The following is a 15245-nucleotide window of genomic DNA, read 5'->3' on the forward strand; positions in this document are numbered from 1 at the left end:
AGTATCCCAGGGCGATGGTTATGCCAGATCGGCCAGATATATTTCCGACACGGCATAGGTCCCGTTGCCTTGACGGTCCGAGTGAAAGTCACCGATATCATGAAAAACCAATAACCGGTCAAAAGCATTGTCGAATGCTAACACCATCTGCTTGGGTTTGAAGTAGCACTCCTGCGCCAGGACAAGCCGGCCCATCGGCATGCGCGCGTGGCCGAGAGAAAGCGCATTATTCGTATCATCGTTTTCAACGATGCGGTATATCTCGATATACCCATCGGAAAAACCCACCGCCGCCAATGCATTAAGAGCGGAAAAGGCGACGCTCAAGACCTTGCCTGCGCCGAATCCCTTAATATTCACCGGCTGGCTGCGGCGTAAATGCAGTAACTTATCGCATATGATATCAATCAGCAATAACTGCTGATCGTGCATTTCGGCGTCACGCCTGATGTAGCCGAGAAAGCGCTGATCCGGCGAGACAAAGTCCGGTTGGTAGCCCTCGGGGACGGTCCAACGAAGAGAGTTTTCATTAAGTGAGGACCAGCTTTTTTCGCAAATGACATATAAATCGCCTTGATTGGTGACCCAATTTGACCGTCCGGTTAAATAAGGCCTCGCCAGCGGGGTTTCTTGATAGAAATCTATCTCGGCCGGCGCCGCCCGGCTGCTCATGTACGGAAGATGATAAAACAGCGCCGATTGCATCTGTGCCGTTCGCTCAACAATCAATACCGCCGTGCCGCCGTCGGGAGAGACGATAATATCGAGCACGGGACGATTCATGTTTGGACGGTACAATCGTGTTTTAGCCCCGTCCGGCGCCTGCACCCAAATTTGCTGTGTATCATCCACCCAGAAAATCGGCTGCGGTGTGTCCGCGAGGGTAAACTTGGTCACCACTGTAGGCAGAATATCATCCGTTGCCGGCAGCCAGCGACGAAAGCCGCCTTCATTCGTGAGGAGCGCCGCCGCCAGCCGATCGGGGAAAATCCGTATTTCATAGGCTCTTTCCAATAGCTCCCCCAGAGGGGAGGGCTCTTTGTTGACGATAAACAGCCTGAGGTCAGCACGCTGCGCGAGCCTTTCAAACCTGGAAGTGTGCCCCCCTACCCCTTTTCCGTGCGGCGCGGTGAAATCGTCAATGTCGACAATATCGAAACTGCCGGTGAATAGCTCATAGCGCAGTGTCCAGCGAATTTTATACGGCCCAGCCTCTTCTTCTCCGGGCAAAGTATGATAAAGCCCGTCAATCGGCGTGATAGGCAAAAATCGATCGCCGATTTTCAGGAACATACTGTTACCGTAGCTAAAGGCGCCGTTAAAGAGCGGCGGCAACAATATATCGATATGGGTCGCCAGCGTGGCCTGGGGAATATCGGCGATTTTTTGCCGCAACTGCTCGCCGATGTGATGGGCATTGATAGGCTCCATCGGCGTCACAAAGACAAAATCGCCATTGCCGACCAGATAAGCCACCCGGAATGCCGGCGCGGCGGGCAGCTTGAGATGACGCAGCAGGAAGGTGGCGGCGTTCTTTTCGGGCGTCAGCAGATACCGGAATTCGCCGATGTGCACGTTCAGGGTAGCGTCGTCATGAATGACGGCGGGTAAACCCAAAACGTCCTCCACATCATCAAGGGTGTAATCGGCCAGGCGGGGGAGCTTCGCATCCATTTCTATCTTGAAATCCGGATAAGCTTAGGTCCTCATCTGGCACCGGGCGCTGCCGATATACAGGCAATAGTATTTTTTATAGATGCCGAACTGATTCTGTAAATCCAACTGGGCAAACATCAGTTGGCCGCCGGGGGTCCGCTCGCCTGTTTCCACGGCCACCATACTGCTGTTTTGTATATGGAAAACCGGATACGTGACGCCTTTTACTTTGACGGTGAGCGGCGTGAAGCCGTCCTTGTCATAGGAAATTTGAAAATCCTGGGCGTGGGTCGCCACCACGAACTTAGGGATATCGCCCGAAACTTTGGCCAGATTGCGTTGCCATCCCTCCAGCCCCAGCGACGCCCTGCACAGCAACGCCAGATAGAAACCTTTGGTTAATACGCTCAGCGAGCGTAGCGTCGCAAATCCCGGATCGACGCTTCTGAGCACCTCTTTTCCCATCACATCCATAAAGTTGCCTAATTGGTCGCGGGCGGCCATGATGCCGCCGGAAATTTGCGTCGTGACGGGGACAACGTTCTTGAAGACAACCTGCCCTGACGCGCTGAATCTCGGCCCGCCAATAGTACGGCCGGCACCGATTACCACCGCGCGGAACAGGCCAGAACCCGCTTTGATGCCGGTAAAGACCAGCGGCATTCCTATCAGGGCGCCATTTACCAGGCACTCCGCGAATGCAACCTGATGCTGCCCGGCCTTAATGGCGCTGACGCAGCCATAAAAGGGAACAATATAGCCGGCGGCCGTATCCATAATTTCCGCAAAAGTAGGCCCCGGCCCCTCAAAGCCCATATCGTGGATTTTCAGCCGATAGATCTGGTAATGGGAATCTGCGTAGCGCTCAAGAAAAACAGACAAGGTTTCGTTTGGCTGTTTCATCACGGAGACATTGTTCAAGGCCAACAGAGTGAATTCATGCTGAGGCACCCATTTCGGGACCGGCCAATCCGCCATAAACGGCCGCAGCATGCTCAGGTAACTATCATCAAGGTGAATTTTACGCAGCAAATATCCCTGTTCGGAGGTTTGCAGGGCAAAAAGCCGCTGTTAAAAGGCGAAACCAGCAGCAGACCATAAATTAATCTTTTTATGTTATTTTTGGGTTGCTTTAGTTTCCATTGTCTATTGAGTGCATCATTAATGATCGGTTTTTTTTCGTTATTAAAATCTATCGCCATATAATAAAGATCACGGCCATTTAATGATGAATTATTTTTTGATAATTTATTTTCAGAAGAATATACAGATATTATATTTTTTGTTAAAATATTGCTCTCATGCTCATAGGGATAGATTTTTGGTAACGGCCTGATTGATCCCACCTCATAATTCACCCTATTACCTCCTGGTGTTAACTAGTATAATACTGCTTATGTATGAATTGATTAGTCAAATTTCACCCATGCTGATCACTTCCAATATACACATAATTATCCGTAGAGAGATTCATAGGTGTTAAATATCATATTCACCACAAAAATAAATACAGACTAAATTCATATAACGTTTTTAACCAAAAAGCTATTTCATAACGTGCCTGGAAGCTTTTTCAACGTGTTAAAATTGATGGCTTTTTACAGTGGACACTATTTCGATTCTGTTACTCGGCCCTGGTGTCAAAATGATTTTCCATTGCCTCGTTTGGTTCTGAACGGAGCATATCCACCACGAAGTCAATAAATGCCCGCACCTTTGCCGGCGCTAAATGCCTGGAAGGATAAAGCGCATAGAGCTGAAATTTCTCTCCCGACCAGTCGGTAAGCAGTGCTACCAGGCGTCCCTGTGCGATCAAGCCTTTGACCCCTCTCTCTTTAATCCGGGCAATGCCCGCGCCGGCAAGACATGCTCCCAATAGCGTACCGGCCTCGTTAACCAGCAGCCGGCTGGCGATTTTTACCGGAATGATCTTGCCGTCGGAAACATATTCCCACTCCAACGGCAGCCCCGTCATGGAACTGCGCATCTGGATACAGTCGTGTTGTATCAAATCCTCCGGCGTCCGGGGGTAACCGTGTTTCTGGACATATTCCGGCGAAGCCACGGTAACGGTATGTGTTTCCAGCAGTTTTCGCGCAATAAGTGAAGAAGACGGCGGCTGTCCGAAGCGCACGGCGATGTCGAATCCTTCTGATACCAGATCGCCTAACTGATCGCGCACCGTAAGCTCAAGGAATAATCCGGGATAACGCTCCAAAAACGCGGTGAGATGGGGCGCCAGCATTCGCCCGGAGAAAAACGGATCGACATTGACCCGGAGCCGTCCGTGAACGGCCGTGGATGCGCCGCAGACCAGATTGACGGCATCGTCGATGCCCGCCAGCAGCGGGCTAATCTCTTCATAAAGCCGCCTGCCCTCATCAGTCAGCGTCACCGCGCGGGTTGTCCGATCGAATAAACGTACGCCGATGCCGGCTTCCAGGCGGCTCACCGCGCGGCTGACCCCCGAAGGCGTCATGCCCAGTGCTTCGGCCGCGCGTGCGAAACTGCCGCTGTGCACTATTGCAGCCAATACGTTGATGTTGGAAAGCAGTCGTCCGTCAAAGCCCATGATTTACTCGTGATTTAAAGTCACTAAAGTTATGACCAGATACTCATTCTGTCAATATAGCGCCCACTATATACTTTCCCCGGCAAAGAGTACCCGCCTTATCTGCTTTTTCTTCTTTTACGCTACATAGGAGCTCACTCAATGTATGTCATTACGGGTATCACCGGAAAAGTCGGGGGAGCAACCGCGCGAAAATTGCTCAGTGAGCATCAGCCTGTGCGGGCCGTTATGCGGGATATCGGCAAGGCCGCGTACTGGCGGGCGCAGGGATGTGAAATCGCCATCGCCGACATGGATAATGCCCCCCAGCTCACCGAGGCATTCAAAGGCGCGACCGGCGTATTTATTCTCCCTCCCCCGGAATTTGATCCCGCCCCGGGCTTCCCTGAAGCCAGAAAGGTCATTGCCGCCGTTTCCAGCGCCATCAAGGCGGCGATGCCGGAAAAGGCGGTTTGCCTTTCCACCATCGGCGCTCAAGCCGTCCAAACCAATCTGCTGACGCAACGTACCCTGATGGAAAAAGAGCTGGCCGCATTAAGCGTGCCCGTCACCTTCCTGCGGCCTGGCTGGTTTATGGAGAATGCGGCGCTGGACATTGACGCGGCGCGCGATCGCGGCGTTATCCAAAGCTATTTACAGCCGCTGGACAAAGCCGTTCCGATGATTGCTACGGCTGATATCGGACGAGTGGCGGCAATGGTGCTGCAGCAGAGCTGGTCAGGACGACGGGTGGTGGAGTTGGAAGGGCCGCGGCGCGTCTCGCCGAACGATATTGCCAAGGCTTTCGCCGATATACTGGGACGCCCGATTGTTGCAAAAGCGGTTCCGCGCGCGAGCTGGGAATCGCTGTTCCGGGCACAGGGCGCGCAGAACCCCCTGCCCCGAATACAGATGCTTGATGGCTTCAATGATGAATGGATTACGTTTGAAGGCAAAACAACAGACAGGTTTTTTGGTGAAGTCGAGCTTGATACGGTGTTACGCGGGATGTTATTGGAAGATGCATAATTAACGGGCATCCCATGGCGTTAATCCGGTTCATTGCTTAATTCATCCGGATTACGTTAAATTAGGCAATCCTACCCTGAGAAAGCAACCTGCCCGCTCATGAGCAGAAAGCGCCGAGGCCAGCATGATTGTTGAACTGGGAGAAGAAGATCGAAAGCGTAGCAAAGACACAGAACGCGTCCGCGGAGAATTGGCGGAGAAAATCATGGCCTTCCTGGGCGGCCAAAATGAGCGCATGACCCCGGCATCAGGGCTTAGCTTTGCCCGGGTATGTGAATATACTCCGCCAATGTCCTATTTGTACGAACCCAGCCTGTCGCTGATTATACGTGGACGCAAAAGAGTGAAGCTGGGAGAAACAACCTATATATATGATGAATCAAGGTTTCTGCTGACCTCGGTGAATCTCCCCACCGTCACGGAAGTTCTACAGGCCAGTGCCGAAGCGCCCTATATTTCGTTACTGATGCGGCTGGATTTGCAGATGGCGCGCCAACTGATGGCTGACATTGAACAGCACGGTCCTCATTCGCCGGTTAAAGGTCCCGGAATGGCAACCGGTCCGGCAACTCCTGAGCTTTTTGATGCCATTGCCAGACTCATCGCCATCTTTGATAAACCGCAGGATCTTCCTCATCTGGGAAAACTCATACAGCAGGAGATTCTTTATCGCATTCTCACCAGCCCGGCAGGGGGCAGGCTGCGCGAGACGGTTCTCACCGGCACCCGAAGCCACCGCACCGCCAAGGCGATTACCTGGCTTCGGGAAAACTTTGATAAACCGTTAAAAATGGCCGAACTGGCCGCATTCGTCGGCATGGGTCAATCAACGCTGCACCACCATTTTCGCATGGTGACCGCCATGAGCCCGCTGCAATATCAAAAACATCTGCGTTTGCACGAAGCCCGACGCATGCTGATCGGGGAAAACGTAGATGCCGCCACGGCGGCAGTACGGGTCGGCTATGAAAGCGTCACCCAATTTAGCCGGGAATATCGGCGCATGTTCGGCGCGCCGCCAATCAAGGATGTGAAGGGGCTACGCGCCCCCGTCTTTAACAATCCCAGCACATTCTGATGACCTTCATGGCAATGCCAGCGACGCCATATCAATCACAAAACGGTACTTCACCTCGCCATGTTCCATGCGTTCAAAGGCCTGATTAATGTCCTGCATGGGAATGATTTCACAGTCGGGAAGGATCCCTTTTCTGGCACAGAAATCCAGCATTTCCTGGGTTTGGGTAATCCCGCCCGAGGGTGAGCCGGTAATGCGCCGACGGCCCATTATCAGCGGCAGGGTGTTGAACCCGGCCATATCGCCCAAATTGCCGACAATCACCAGCGCACCCTCGACATCCAGCAGTTGAACATAAGGCGACACATCATGGGAGACAGGAACGGTATCAATAATCACGTCAAAAGAAGCGTTTGCAGCCGACATATCTTCTGTTGACGTTGACAGCAGCATTTTCTCCGCGCCAAGGGCCTTGGCCTCCGCCGCCTTTTCCGCGGTGCGGGTAATAACCGTTACTATGGCGCCAAGACCGGCGGCCAGCCGCACCGCCAAATGGCCAAGACCGCCAATGCCGATAACACCGACCCGCGACCCCGGCCCGACATGCCAGGTGCGCAACGGCGAGTAAACGGTGATGCCTGCGCATAATAAAGGCGCGGCACGCGATGGATCGAGCCCGTCCGGCAATTTGAGGACAAACTCTTCACGCACGACGATATGCTTGGAATAGCCGCCACGGGTTATTTCACCACTGATACGATCGTGCCCATTATAGGTTACCGTTGGGTATTCCCGACACATCTGTTCCTCATCTCTGCGGCACTGGTCGCAATGCTGGCAGCTGTCAATAATGGTGCCCACCGCAACCCATTGACCTACGGCATGACGGGTAACGCCGGCGCCGGTTTCAACCACCCGGCCGATGATTTCATGGCCGGGCACGCAGGGATAGGCCGTGGGTCCCCAGTCTTTCCAATCGTCCCGGCTTTGGTGAAGATCGCTATGGCATACGCCGCAGTATAAAATCTCGATAGCCACGTCATTATCGCGCAAGGCGCGCCGCTCGAAGATAAATGGCGCCAGAGGCGTGTTCGCATTTAACGCCGCATAACCGATGGTTTTCATGAAACGCTCCTTTAATCAAATGAGTTCCATGACACTACCTTATCCGTGTTTGCCTGCGTCAGCCCGATCCTTCCCGATTATTGCCCAAACCGCTTGTCGCTTCGCCATGCTGGTGCATGCGATGGCGCGCTCATATCGTGGGGAATACAGATAACTTGAAAGGGTGGTTTACCGATTATTTACCCCCAACAAATTAACCTTAACTGAACAATATTTTGATTGATTGGCATAGCCATGCCCGTAAAATATAAAGTCTCGCGGACCATGATAGTTTCCCGTTACTGGAAACACATTTATGCTATCAGGAGGATTTGCAATGCCTTTGACAATCGGCGTGCTTGCCGGGATGGGACCACGTTCCACGGCCCCTTTCATCGATATGTTAGTTAGTACTTGCCAATCCTTGTACGGTGCGAAGGATGATATGGATTTTCCTAAAATGCACATCATCTCTCTACCGACGCCCTTTTATCCTGGCCGGGACCTAGACGATAAAAAAATGATATTGGCGCTGCAAAGCGGCATTACCGATCTGGTGAAAGCGAAAGTGAATTTCATCGTGGTTCCATGTAATCTCGCACATCGGTATTTTGCCGATATTGAAGCGGCCGGTGCAGGCATCCCTATATTACATATGGCAGATTGCGCGATTGCAAAAATCCCGGATGCTACAAAAAACGTTGCAATCATTGGGACGGCGCCCACCATTGAGGCCGGTTTTTATCAGGAACGTCTTATCGCTGCCGGCTTAAAAGTCGTCTCGTCAGCAGGTCTGCTTGAACATACCACCGAACTCATAATACTGGTCAAAGAAAAAGGTTTTAAAGATAAAGCGGTAACAGCAAGCTGGCACTCCGTACTATCGGAAGCAGCGGCGCTCGGAGCGCAGGCGGTACTCGTTGCTTGCACTGACATCAGTCCGCTGATTTATGATGGGCCAAAGCCCTTTGTCATGATAGATACCGCAGATAGCTTGGCGGAAGCCGCAATCCGTTACTTCATCTCTTTAAAAGAAGGATATCAGGTTATTTGATAGGATAGCTTTCCTGCATAAGGTATTTAGTAGATTTTGAAGTTATATAAATTCAAGAATTTGATGCTATCACCTTTATTCAAATTTTATATATTTTAACTGCACGCACTGCCACTATTATACTATCGCCATAGTTATGTTAATAACGTACTGTGCTACGTATGCTGTAGAGCGCGCAAAGGACCATAGTCCCCTGCGCGCCCTAAACTTCTTATTTTACATTAAACTCGTAGCTTCCCTTCGTTTTGTGACCATCTTCCGCTACCGCATGCCAATCAACTTCGTATTTACCCTGGGCCAACGGTGTGGATAACGGGATAATCATCTTTTTCTTATCCGCCGGATCAACCGTCGCCTCGCCGGTAGCGATGGTTTTACTTCCGCCATCCTTTAACTCAATCCCGCTGAAGGCGGGTTCCACTCCTTCGCTAAACGATAGAATCAATTGCTTTGGTGACGTTTCCACCACGCTTTGATTCGCGGGTGAAGCACTTTCCAGATGGGCATGAGCCTGTGCCTGCTGGTTTATGGCCAGACCTGCCATCAATAAAGCCGTGGCAATAAAGCGTTTTGACATATTCGAGTTCATATTTATTAACCTGTTATTTAGGAATTAATATTGCGCATACAAATTCATCCCGCTGCATTGAGCAAGAAAAATGATCGGATTATTTCATTAAAAAATGGATTAATTAAACAGGGGTGGCGCGCGCGGCTGTGGATCGCCTGGGAAAAACGAAAGTAACGGACGGGTAAATATCGCGGCCGGCGGGGCGCGTGAGATGAGCAACATCAGCCAGACAAAAGGAATGAATAGCCATGCCATTAAAGGCAGATGGAGCAAAAGCTGACAATAGCCGCAGGCGATATCATTCATCAATCCCGAAGTGCTACCGTCCGTCCAGGCATATAACGCAGAATGAGCGAGGTGATTATCGTGGCCGGCGTGCCGAGCATCATGCACCGGTACCGGTTGGCTGTTATCAGGTTCGGACATGGCGGACATGCCGTCGCCATTCATCTCATCATCGGACATGTCCATTCCGGCCATCGCCATGGCAGCGGTTGCCACCGTATGACCCGGGTCGATGTTAACACCCACGCGCCGGTGTTCCAGTGATTTGGATACCACCGGACCGATAAAAAGCATCAGAATCGCTACCAGCCCGATAAGCGCTGGCATGCGTCGCTGCGATAGATGAAAAAGCGAGACCAAAACCGACAATCCCGTATGGCTTGAAGGACAGAGGTTGAATGATACGTGTTTAATCTCTGTTCGTCATCCACATGATGAGCAAGCGCACCGAACCGGCGCTGCCCAAAAAACGTCCGGAGAGACGCCCGCCAATGCCCGGCGGCTACCGGGCGCCAACTACTATTTTGTTACCACTCTAGATAAGTCCAGCCGTGAGGATATCGTCCGGCTAAGGGAGTGGCTGCTGGCGTGCATGGCGGGGTAGCCTGGGGAAGACAATATCCATTGTTTCAGGCGCTGCCTACCGTCCATTGCGGCGGCGGCGGCGTGCCGTTTACCGCATAGTCGCCGACGATCCGGTCTTTATAAATGCGCGGATTATGGGATGCCAGGGTCCGTGCATTGCGCCAATGCCGGTCCAGGCCGGCTCCGCGCCTTACCGCCGAGGCGCCGAGGGCATCGAAAATCAGCGCCGTGGCGTCAAGCACCAGGCCGGACACCACCGTTTGCGCCTGCGCCGCCTGCAGTTCCGCCAGCGCCACCGCCTCTTTTTCCCTGGCGTCGCCGCGGCGCGCAGTGTCATAGGCGTCCTGGAGCGCTTCGGCGGCTTTGAGCACGATGGCGCCGGCGCCGAACGCCGCGCCCTGAATACGACCCACTATCTGCAGCACCTGGGGATCGGCGCCGGCCTGCGTGGCCGCGGCATGGGAATAGGTGCGGTTTCGCCGCGCCACCGCCCCGGCCACCTCGTCTGCCGCCGCCCGGCCGACCCCCGCCAGGGCGGAGAGGATAACCAGCTGATAGAACGCAGGAGAGTAGTTAAACCGATCTTCCTCCGGCGCGACATCGTCCCACTCCAAAGGGGCATGGTCGAATACGGTCGTCCCGCTGGCGGTCAGGGTCTGGCCGAAACCATCCCAATCATCCGCCACGGTGACGCCGCGGGCGTGGCGATGGATAATCGCCGATATCGGCTCGTCATTATCGTTTACGCAGCCGACATGAATCCAATCGGCGAATGCCGAGCCGGTGGTATAAAATTTGGTGCCGTTTAAATAAGCACCGTCACCGTCGCGGCTCACGCGGCTGGAGAATCCCTGAAGCGTTGAATCCAGCTCGGTCCAGGCATTGCCGGCGATTTGGCCGGTGGCGAAACGCGGCAGCCATTTTTCCCGCCGGCCGGGGATGCGGGTGTTAAGAATATCCTCCACCAGGGCAAAATGTCCGCGCAGCGCCTGGGTGATATTGGAATCCGCCGCGGAGAGCTCAATCAGCAGGCCGAACAGCTCAGGCAGCGTGGCGCCGAAACCGCCGAACTCCTTAGGCACCCGCAGCGCGCCGAAACGGGCCTCTTTTAGCCAGCCTATCTGTTCATACGGCAGCGTGCAGGTAATTTCCCGCTCCAGCGCGCCGGCGCGGATGTTGGCGAACAGCGGCCGGAATCGCTCCGCCAGCGACGAATAACGCTCGCTTGGGGGCAATCCCCAGGCATTAATAGCTAATGTCATGGTGTTATCCTTATCAAAAGCAGCGGCATCCTGGCGGGCGCGCCGCAAGAAATGGTGGTCAGTCGCTTCGCCGGGCGGGATGCCGCGCATTGATCCGCGCCTCCCCCCCGGGGAAAAACCGTTCGCGCAGCGTACCGGGCGCATACTCCGTCTGCGCCAGCCCGCGCCGCGCCAAAACGGGCATGACGTGGTCGATAAACTCGACAAAGGAGCCCGGCGTGGTCTGATAAGCCACGTTCACGCCGTCAATGCCCGCCTCTTGCCACAATGCGAGGCGGTGGGCGATTTGTTCAGGCGTACCTACGATACGGCCGTTGTAGGACATGGCCGTCACCAGATCCGCCAGCCGCGCCTTTTTGCCGGGATGAGCTTCTTCATAAAAACGGGTGAAGCCCTGCAAGCCTTCGATGTTGAAATCCGCCACCGGCTTATCAGGATCCAACAGCCCGAAATCTATGCCCAGATCGCGTCCCACATGGGCCGCCAATCCATCGGTGCTGACATATTCGTCCAGCGCGCGCGCCTTGCGCGCCGCCTCTTCTTCCGTGCTTCCCACCACAAACGACAGCCCCTGGAAAACCAGTAAATCCTCAGGCCGCCGGCCTGCCCGCGCCAGCCCGGCCCGCAGCCCGCTGATGGCGACGCGGGCCGCCTCGGGAGTCAGGCAGACCACAAAGGTCGCCTCGGCGTTACGCTCGGCGAAGGCCCGGCCCGCCGTGGACGAGCCGGCCTGGATCAAAAAGGGCGTGCGCTGGGGCGACGGGCTGGAGAGATGCGGTCCACGCACCCGATACCGCTCCCCCTGATGATCGATGGCGTGGATTTTGCGCGGGTCGGCATAACGCCCCGCCACAGGGTCGGCAACCACCGCGTCCTGCTCCCAGGAGTGCTCCCAGAGCTTATAGACCACCGCCATATACTCGTCGGCCCAGCGATAGCGTTCGTCGTGGGGTACCGGGGCGTCAAAGCCGAAGTTTTGCGCGGCGTTGCGGCTGGTGCTGGTGACGATATTCCAGCCGATGCGGCCGCGGCTCAGGTGATCGAGGGTGGACACCCGCCGGGCGAAATCAAACGGATGGCTTTGCAAAATAGAGCTGGTAAACGCCAGGCCGAGATGCTCGGTGGAGGTGATAAGCGCCGCCGCCAGCACCGTGGGATCGTTAACCGGAAAATGGATGCCTTGTTCCGCATAAATATCCCAACTGCCGTTATGGCCGCTGTCCAGTCCGAGGGCGTCGGCAAGAAACAGGCTGTCGAATTTGCCTCTTTCCAGGATCCGCGCCAGTTCCACCCAGGCGGAAATATCGTTGAGTTCGGTTTGCCGGGTCTCGGGATGCCGCCATAGCCCGTGATAGACATGGGATACCGCGTTCATGGAAAAGGCATTGAATATCAATCTTTTTGGCATGTTTTTTCCTATTTGACGCTCACGCGCAGGCTGGATTCGCGGCTGACCAGCACCGCGGCGATCACCACCGCGCCTTTGATCATCATCTGTGAATATTGCGATACACCCAGCAAGTTCAGGCCGTTGTCGAGCATGGCGATAATCAGCACGCCGATAAGCGTGCGGTGGGGGCCGCCCACCCCGCCGGAAAGCGAGGTGCCGCCCACCACGATGGCCGCCAGGCTGTTGAGCAGCAGATCGCTGCCCAGGGAAGGACCCGACGCCCCGAGCCGGGCGACTGACAGCAGCGCGGCGATGGCCGCCAGCCCGCCGGCGACGATAAAGGCATAAAGCTTATAGCGCCGGACCGGCACGCCCGCCGTGTGCGCCACCGTTTCGCCGCCGCCGATAAGATACATATAGCGGCCGAACCGGGTGCGAACGGCCACGAACACCATCAGCGCCCAGGCAATCAGCGCACAAAGCGTGATATTGGGTAAATGGGGTATGGCCTGGCCGATAGAGAGGGTTTCAAAGCCCGGCAAATTAAACTCAATGGCGCGGCCATCAAGGATTTTCAGCGCCAGTCCGCTGAATACGGAGAGGGTGCCCAGCGTCACGATAAATGACGGAATGCGACCATAGACATAAATGACGCCGTTCAACAGGCCGAACAGGCAGCCGATAGCCGTCACCACGGGAATCACGGCAAATCCCAGCGGCGTGCCGTTAATCAGGGTGACCCCCACCGCGCCGGACAGCAGCACCATCGCGCCGATGGACAGATCGATGCTGCCCATCAGGATGATAAAGCTGCCCCCCAGACAGGCAATCAACAGCGCGCCCGCCTGACCGCTGACGGCGGTAAAGTTGCGCAGCGTGGCGAAGGAGTCGGTGGTCAGGGAGAAAAAAACGAACAGCGCCACGACCACGCCGACGGGAAACCAGAAGCTTTTATCAATGGCCCGTAAAAAGTCGCCGGCCCGGTTGGTTTTGGCGGATACGGTTGGGAGATCAGTTTGCATAACCGGCTCCTTGAAGAGGAAAAGCGGAAGGTTCGTCGGGACGGGAGGCGCCGTCCGGCAACATCCAGGGGATGATGTCGCGCTCCCCCGGCTTTTGGTCGGGAGGCGCCGCCAGCTCTTTCACCACCCGGCCGCGGCGCATGATCAGGATGCGATTGGACAAACCGATCAATTCCAGCAGTTCATCGGTAATCAGCAGGATGGCGACGCCCTGTTGGGTAAGTTCGCGGATAATCCGGTAAATCTCTTCTTTCGAGCCGGCGTCCACCCCGCGGGTCGGGTTATCCAACACCAGTACCCTCGGGCTGCGGCACAGCCAGCGCGCCAGCACCACCTTTTGCTGATTGCCGCCGGAAAGACGGGAGCATGCCAGCACCGGCGTCGCGGAACGAATCCGCAGTTGCTCGATATAGCGCTGAACGTCCCGCTGTTCCCGGCGCAGACGCCACAGCCCCAGCCGGCCGGCAAACAGGTCGCCGCCGCCGGCCAGCGAGAAATTCCAGGCCACGGAAAAACGGGCAATCAAACCGTCGGTAAGCCGTTCCGCCGGGATATAGCCCAGGCCCTGACGGATAAAACGCCTGATGTCGGGGCGCCGCGTTGATTGCCCCTCAAGGCTCACCTCGCCGTCATCCGGCGGGGTAATGCCGGCCACCGCTTTGCCCAGCGCGCTTTTACCGGAATCCAGCAGTCCGCCGATGCCCAGCACCTCGCCGGCCCGCACCCGTAGGGAAACATCCTGGAACGACCCCGACTGAGCCAGCCGGCGGGTTTCCAGCCGTATCGGATTCGCGCTGACGTCCTCCTGCCGCTGCTGGTAATAGTGATCCGCCGACCGCTCCCGGCCCACCATCAGCCGGTGCAGGCCGCTCTCATCGGTCTCGCCGGGGGAGAGCGTCGCCACCAGCCTGCCGTCCTTCAGCACGCAGATAATGTCGGCATGGCTCATCACCTCGCTCAGACGATGTGAAACGAACAGCAGCGAACCCTGTAGCCTGACCTGCGCCACCAGGCGGAAAAATATCTCCTCATCGCGCCGGTCCAGGGCGGAGGTAGGTTCATCCAGCAGGATAAGCGGCTGGCTGACGCCGCGTAACAGCGACGGGGTTAAACAGGCGCGGGCGATTTCAATGGCCTGGCGTTTGGAAAAATCATAATCGCCGGTGCGTTTGCGCACATCGATATCAAAACCCGATGCCTCGACGATCCCCTCGGCGGCCGCGATCATTTTCCGTTTATCCAGCCATTGCCCTGCGCGGGTAAAACGCGCCTCTTCACCCAGCAACAGATTCTCATAGACCGGCACATTGGCGACAAGCGATTGCTCCTGGAACACCCGCGACACGCCTTCGCCCAGGGCGGCGCGGTAATTGCCTGGCTGATACGGGCGCCCCCGCGCCAGCATCTCCCCCGACGTCGGCGGCACGATGCCGCTGATGATGTCCATTAACGTGGATTTGCCGGCGCCGTTTTCACCGATCACCGCCACCACTTTATTGGCGGGAATGAGCAGCGACAAGTCATCCAGCACCAGGGTGCGGCCATAGCGTTTGCCCAGATGGTTCACGGCGAGCAGATTATGCTCCATGGCGGAATGCTCCGTTGAATAAGGGCCAAAACGCGCCATTCAGGGATGATGCACACGCATAACGGGCGGCGTCGCCGGCACGCGGCCATAGCGGCTGAGGCCTTGGCAACAATGGAGACAGTACCGCCGG

14 protein-coding genes are annotated in these 15245 nt (G+C 55.7%); 3 read left to right on the forward strand and 11 right to left on the reverse strand.

The genetic code is table 11. The features are described 5' to 3' along the window. Nucleotides 1-18: 18 nt before the first annotated feature. The 4 genes from ACL2XO_RS25885 to ACL2XO_RS25900 all read right to left on the reverse strand — a co-directional run bounded on the left by ACL2XO_RS25885 (nt 19) and on the right by ACL2XO_RS25900 (nt 4228). Nucleotides 19-1674, reverse strand: coding sequence for a hypothetical protein (locus ACL2XO_RS25885; protein WP_413741861.1), 1656 nt, complete (start codon nt 1672-1674; stop codon nt 19-21). 24 nt (nt 1675-1698) lie between these two features. Next, a complete protein-coding gene (locus ACL2XO_RS25890) occupies nt 1699-2688 on the reverse strand; it encodes a hypothetical protein (RefSeq protein WP_413741862.1) in 990 nt (329 codons plus the stop codon). Beyond that, the gene (locus tag ACL2XO_RS25895; RefSeq protein ID WP_413741863.1) at nt 2652-3014 is read right to left on the reverse strand and encodes a hypothetical protein; all 363 of its coding nucleotides are present in this window, start codon (nt 3012-3014) and stop codon (nt 2652-2654) included. Before ACL2XO_RS25895 ends, ACL2XO_RS25890 begins: the two co-directional genes overlap by 37 nt. A gap of 266 nt (nt 3015-3280) precedes the next feature. Next, nucleotides 3281-4228 (reverse strand): LysR family transcriptional regulator, encoded by a 948-nt coding sequence (locus ACL2XO_RS25900; RefSeq protein ID WP_413741864.1) that lies wholly within the window; start codon nt 4226-4228, stop codon nt 3281-3283. A 141-nt stretch (nt 4229-4369) separates the two neighbouring features. On the opposite strand from ACL2XO_RS25900, the gene ACL2XO_RS25905 reads away from it, so the two are divergent. Both ACL2XO_RS25905 and ACL2XO_RS25910 read left to right on the forward strand, forming a co-directional pair. Continuing rightward, nucleotides 4370-5236 carry an NmrA family NAD(P)-binding protein gene (locus ACL2XO_RS25905; protein ID WP_203520455.1) on the forward strand — a complete coding sequence of 289 codons (867 nt, stop codon included), beginning with the start codon at nt 4370-4372 and terminating at the stop codon, nt 5234-5236. 124 nt (nt 5237-5360) lie between these two features. Further along, the gene (locus ACL2XO_RS25910; RefSeq protein WP_132924731.1) at nt 5361-6314 is read left to right on the forward strand and encodes an AraC family transcriptional regulator; all 954 of its coding nucleotides are present in this window, start codon (nt 5361-5363) and stop codon (nt 6312-6314) included. A 6-nt stretch (nt 6315-6320) separates the two neighbouring features. On the opposite strand, the gene ACL2XO_RS25915 is transcribed toward ACL2XO_RS25910, so the two are convergent. After that, a complete protein-coding gene (locus ACL2XO_RS25915; protein ID WP_413725917.1) occupies nt 6321-7379 on the reverse strand; it encodes an NAD(P)-dependent alcohol dehydrogenase in 1059 nt (352 codons plus the stop codon). A 316-nt stretch (nt 7380-7695) separates the two neighbouring features. Here ACL2XO_RS25915 and ACL2XO_RS25920 point away from each other — a divergent pair, with 316 nt between their 5' ends. Continuing rightward, a complete protein-coding gene (locus tag ACL2XO_RS25920; RefSeq protein ID WP_413741865.1) occupies nt 7696-8412 on the forward strand; it encodes an aspartate/glutamate racemase family protein in 717 nt (238 codons plus the stop codon). A 211-nt stretch (nt 8413-8623) separates the two neighbouring features. On the opposite strand, the gene copC is transcribed toward ACL2XO_RS25920, so the two are convergent. The 6 genes from copC to ACL2XO_RS25950 form a co-directional block, all read right to left on the reverse strand. Continuing rightward, nucleotides 8624-9001, reverse strand: a complete 378-nt coding sequence (copC, locus tag ACL2XO_RS25925) for a copper homeostasis periplasmic binding protein CopC (RefSeq protein WP_413725919.1) — start codon at nt 8999-9001, stop codon at nt 8624-8626. Nucleotides 9002-9100: 99 nt separating this feature from the next. Continuing rightward, entirely contained in the window at nt 9101-9595 is a 495-nt protein-coding gene (locus ACL2XO_RS25930) for a DUF2946 domain-containing protein (protein WP_132924724.1), read from the reverse strand. Nucleotides 9596-9897: 302 nt separating this feature from the next. Next, nucleotides 9898-11115, reverse strand: a complete 1218-nt coding sequence (locus tag ACL2XO_RS25935; protein WP_413741866.1) for an acyl-CoA dehydrogenase family protein — start codon at nt 11113-11115, stop codon at nt 9898-9900. A gap of 58 nt (nt 11116-11173) precedes the next feature. Further along, nucleotides 11174-12523 carry an NtaA/DmoA family FMN-dependent monooxygenase gene (locus ACL2XO_RS25940; RefSeq protein ID WP_413725936.1) on the reverse strand — a complete coding sequence of 450 codons (1350 nt, stop codon included), beginning with the start codon at nt 12521-12523 and terminating at the stop codon, nt 11174-11176. Between the two features lie 8 nt (nt 12524-12531). Further along, nucleotides 12532-13527, reverse strand: coding sequence for an ABC transporter permease (locus ACL2XO_RS25945; protein WP_413725937.1), 996 nt, complete (start codon nt 13525-13527; stop codon nt 12532-12534). Continuing rightward, complete coding sequence (locus ACL2XO_RS25950) at nt 13517-15115, reverse strand: sugar ABC transporter ATP-binding protein (RefSeq protein WP_413741867.1); 1599 nt, start codon at nt 15113-15115, stop codon at nt 13517-13519. Before ACL2XO_RS25950 ends, ACL2XO_RS25945 begins: the two co-directional genes overlap by 11 nt. Between the last annotated feature and the right edge of the window lie 130 nt (nt 15116-15245).

Source organism: Sodalis sp. RH15 (genome assembly GCF_047324255.1).
Taxonomy (GTDB): Bacteria; Pseudomonadota; Gammaproteobacteria; order Enterobacterales; family Enterobacteriaceae; genus Acerihabitans; species Acerihabitans ligni.

Coding starts and splice junctions, on each gene's coding strand:
- ACL2XO_RS25885 (WP_413741861.1), bottom strand. CDS start 1,674: ATGGATGCGAAGCTCCCCCGCCTGGCCGATTACACCCTTGATGATGTG.
- ACL2XO_RS25920 (WP_413741865.1), top strand. CDS start 7,696: ATGCCTTTGACAATCGGCGTGCTTGCCGGGATGGGACCACGTTCCACG.
- copC (WP_413725919.1), bottom strand. CDS start 9,001: ATGAACTCGAATATGTCAAAACGCTTTATTGCCACGGCTTTATTGATG.
- ACL2XO_RS25900 (WP_413741864.1), bottom strand. CDS start 4,228: ATGGGCTTTGACGGACGACTGCTTTCCAACATCAACGTATTGGCTGCA.
- ACL2XO_RS25930 (WP_132924724.1), bottom strand. CDS start 9,595: ATGCCAGCGCTTATCGGGCTGGTAGCGATTCTGATGCTTTTTATCGGT.
- ACL2XO_RS25915 (WP_413725917.1), bottom strand. CDS start 7,379: ATGAAAACCATCGGTTATGCGGCGTTAAATGCGAACACGCCTCTGGCG.
- ACL2XO_RS25910 (WP_132924731.1), top strand. CDS start 5,361: ATGATTGTTGAACTGGGAGAAGAAGATCGAAAGCGTAGCAAAGACACA.
- ACL2XO_RS25945 (WP_413725937.1), bottom strand. CDS start 13,527: ATGCAAACTGATCTCCCAACCGTATCCGCCAAAACCAACCGGGCCGGC.
- ACL2XO_RS25950 (WP_413741867.1), bottom strand. CDS start 15,115: ATGGAGCATAATCTGCTCGCCGTGAACCATCTGGGCAAACGCTATGGC.
- ACL2XO_RS25940 (WP_413725936.1), bottom strand. CDS start 12,523: ATGCCAAAAAGATTGATATTCAATGCCTTTTCCATGAACGCGGTATCC.
- ACL2XO_RS25935 (WP_413741866.1), bottom strand. CDS start 11,115: ATGACATTAGCTATTAATGCCTGGGGATTGCCCCCAAGCGAGCGTTAT.
- ACL2XO_RS25905 (WP_203520455.1), top strand. CDS start 4,370: ATGTATGTCATTACGGGTATCACCGGAAAAGTCGGGGGAGCAACCGCG.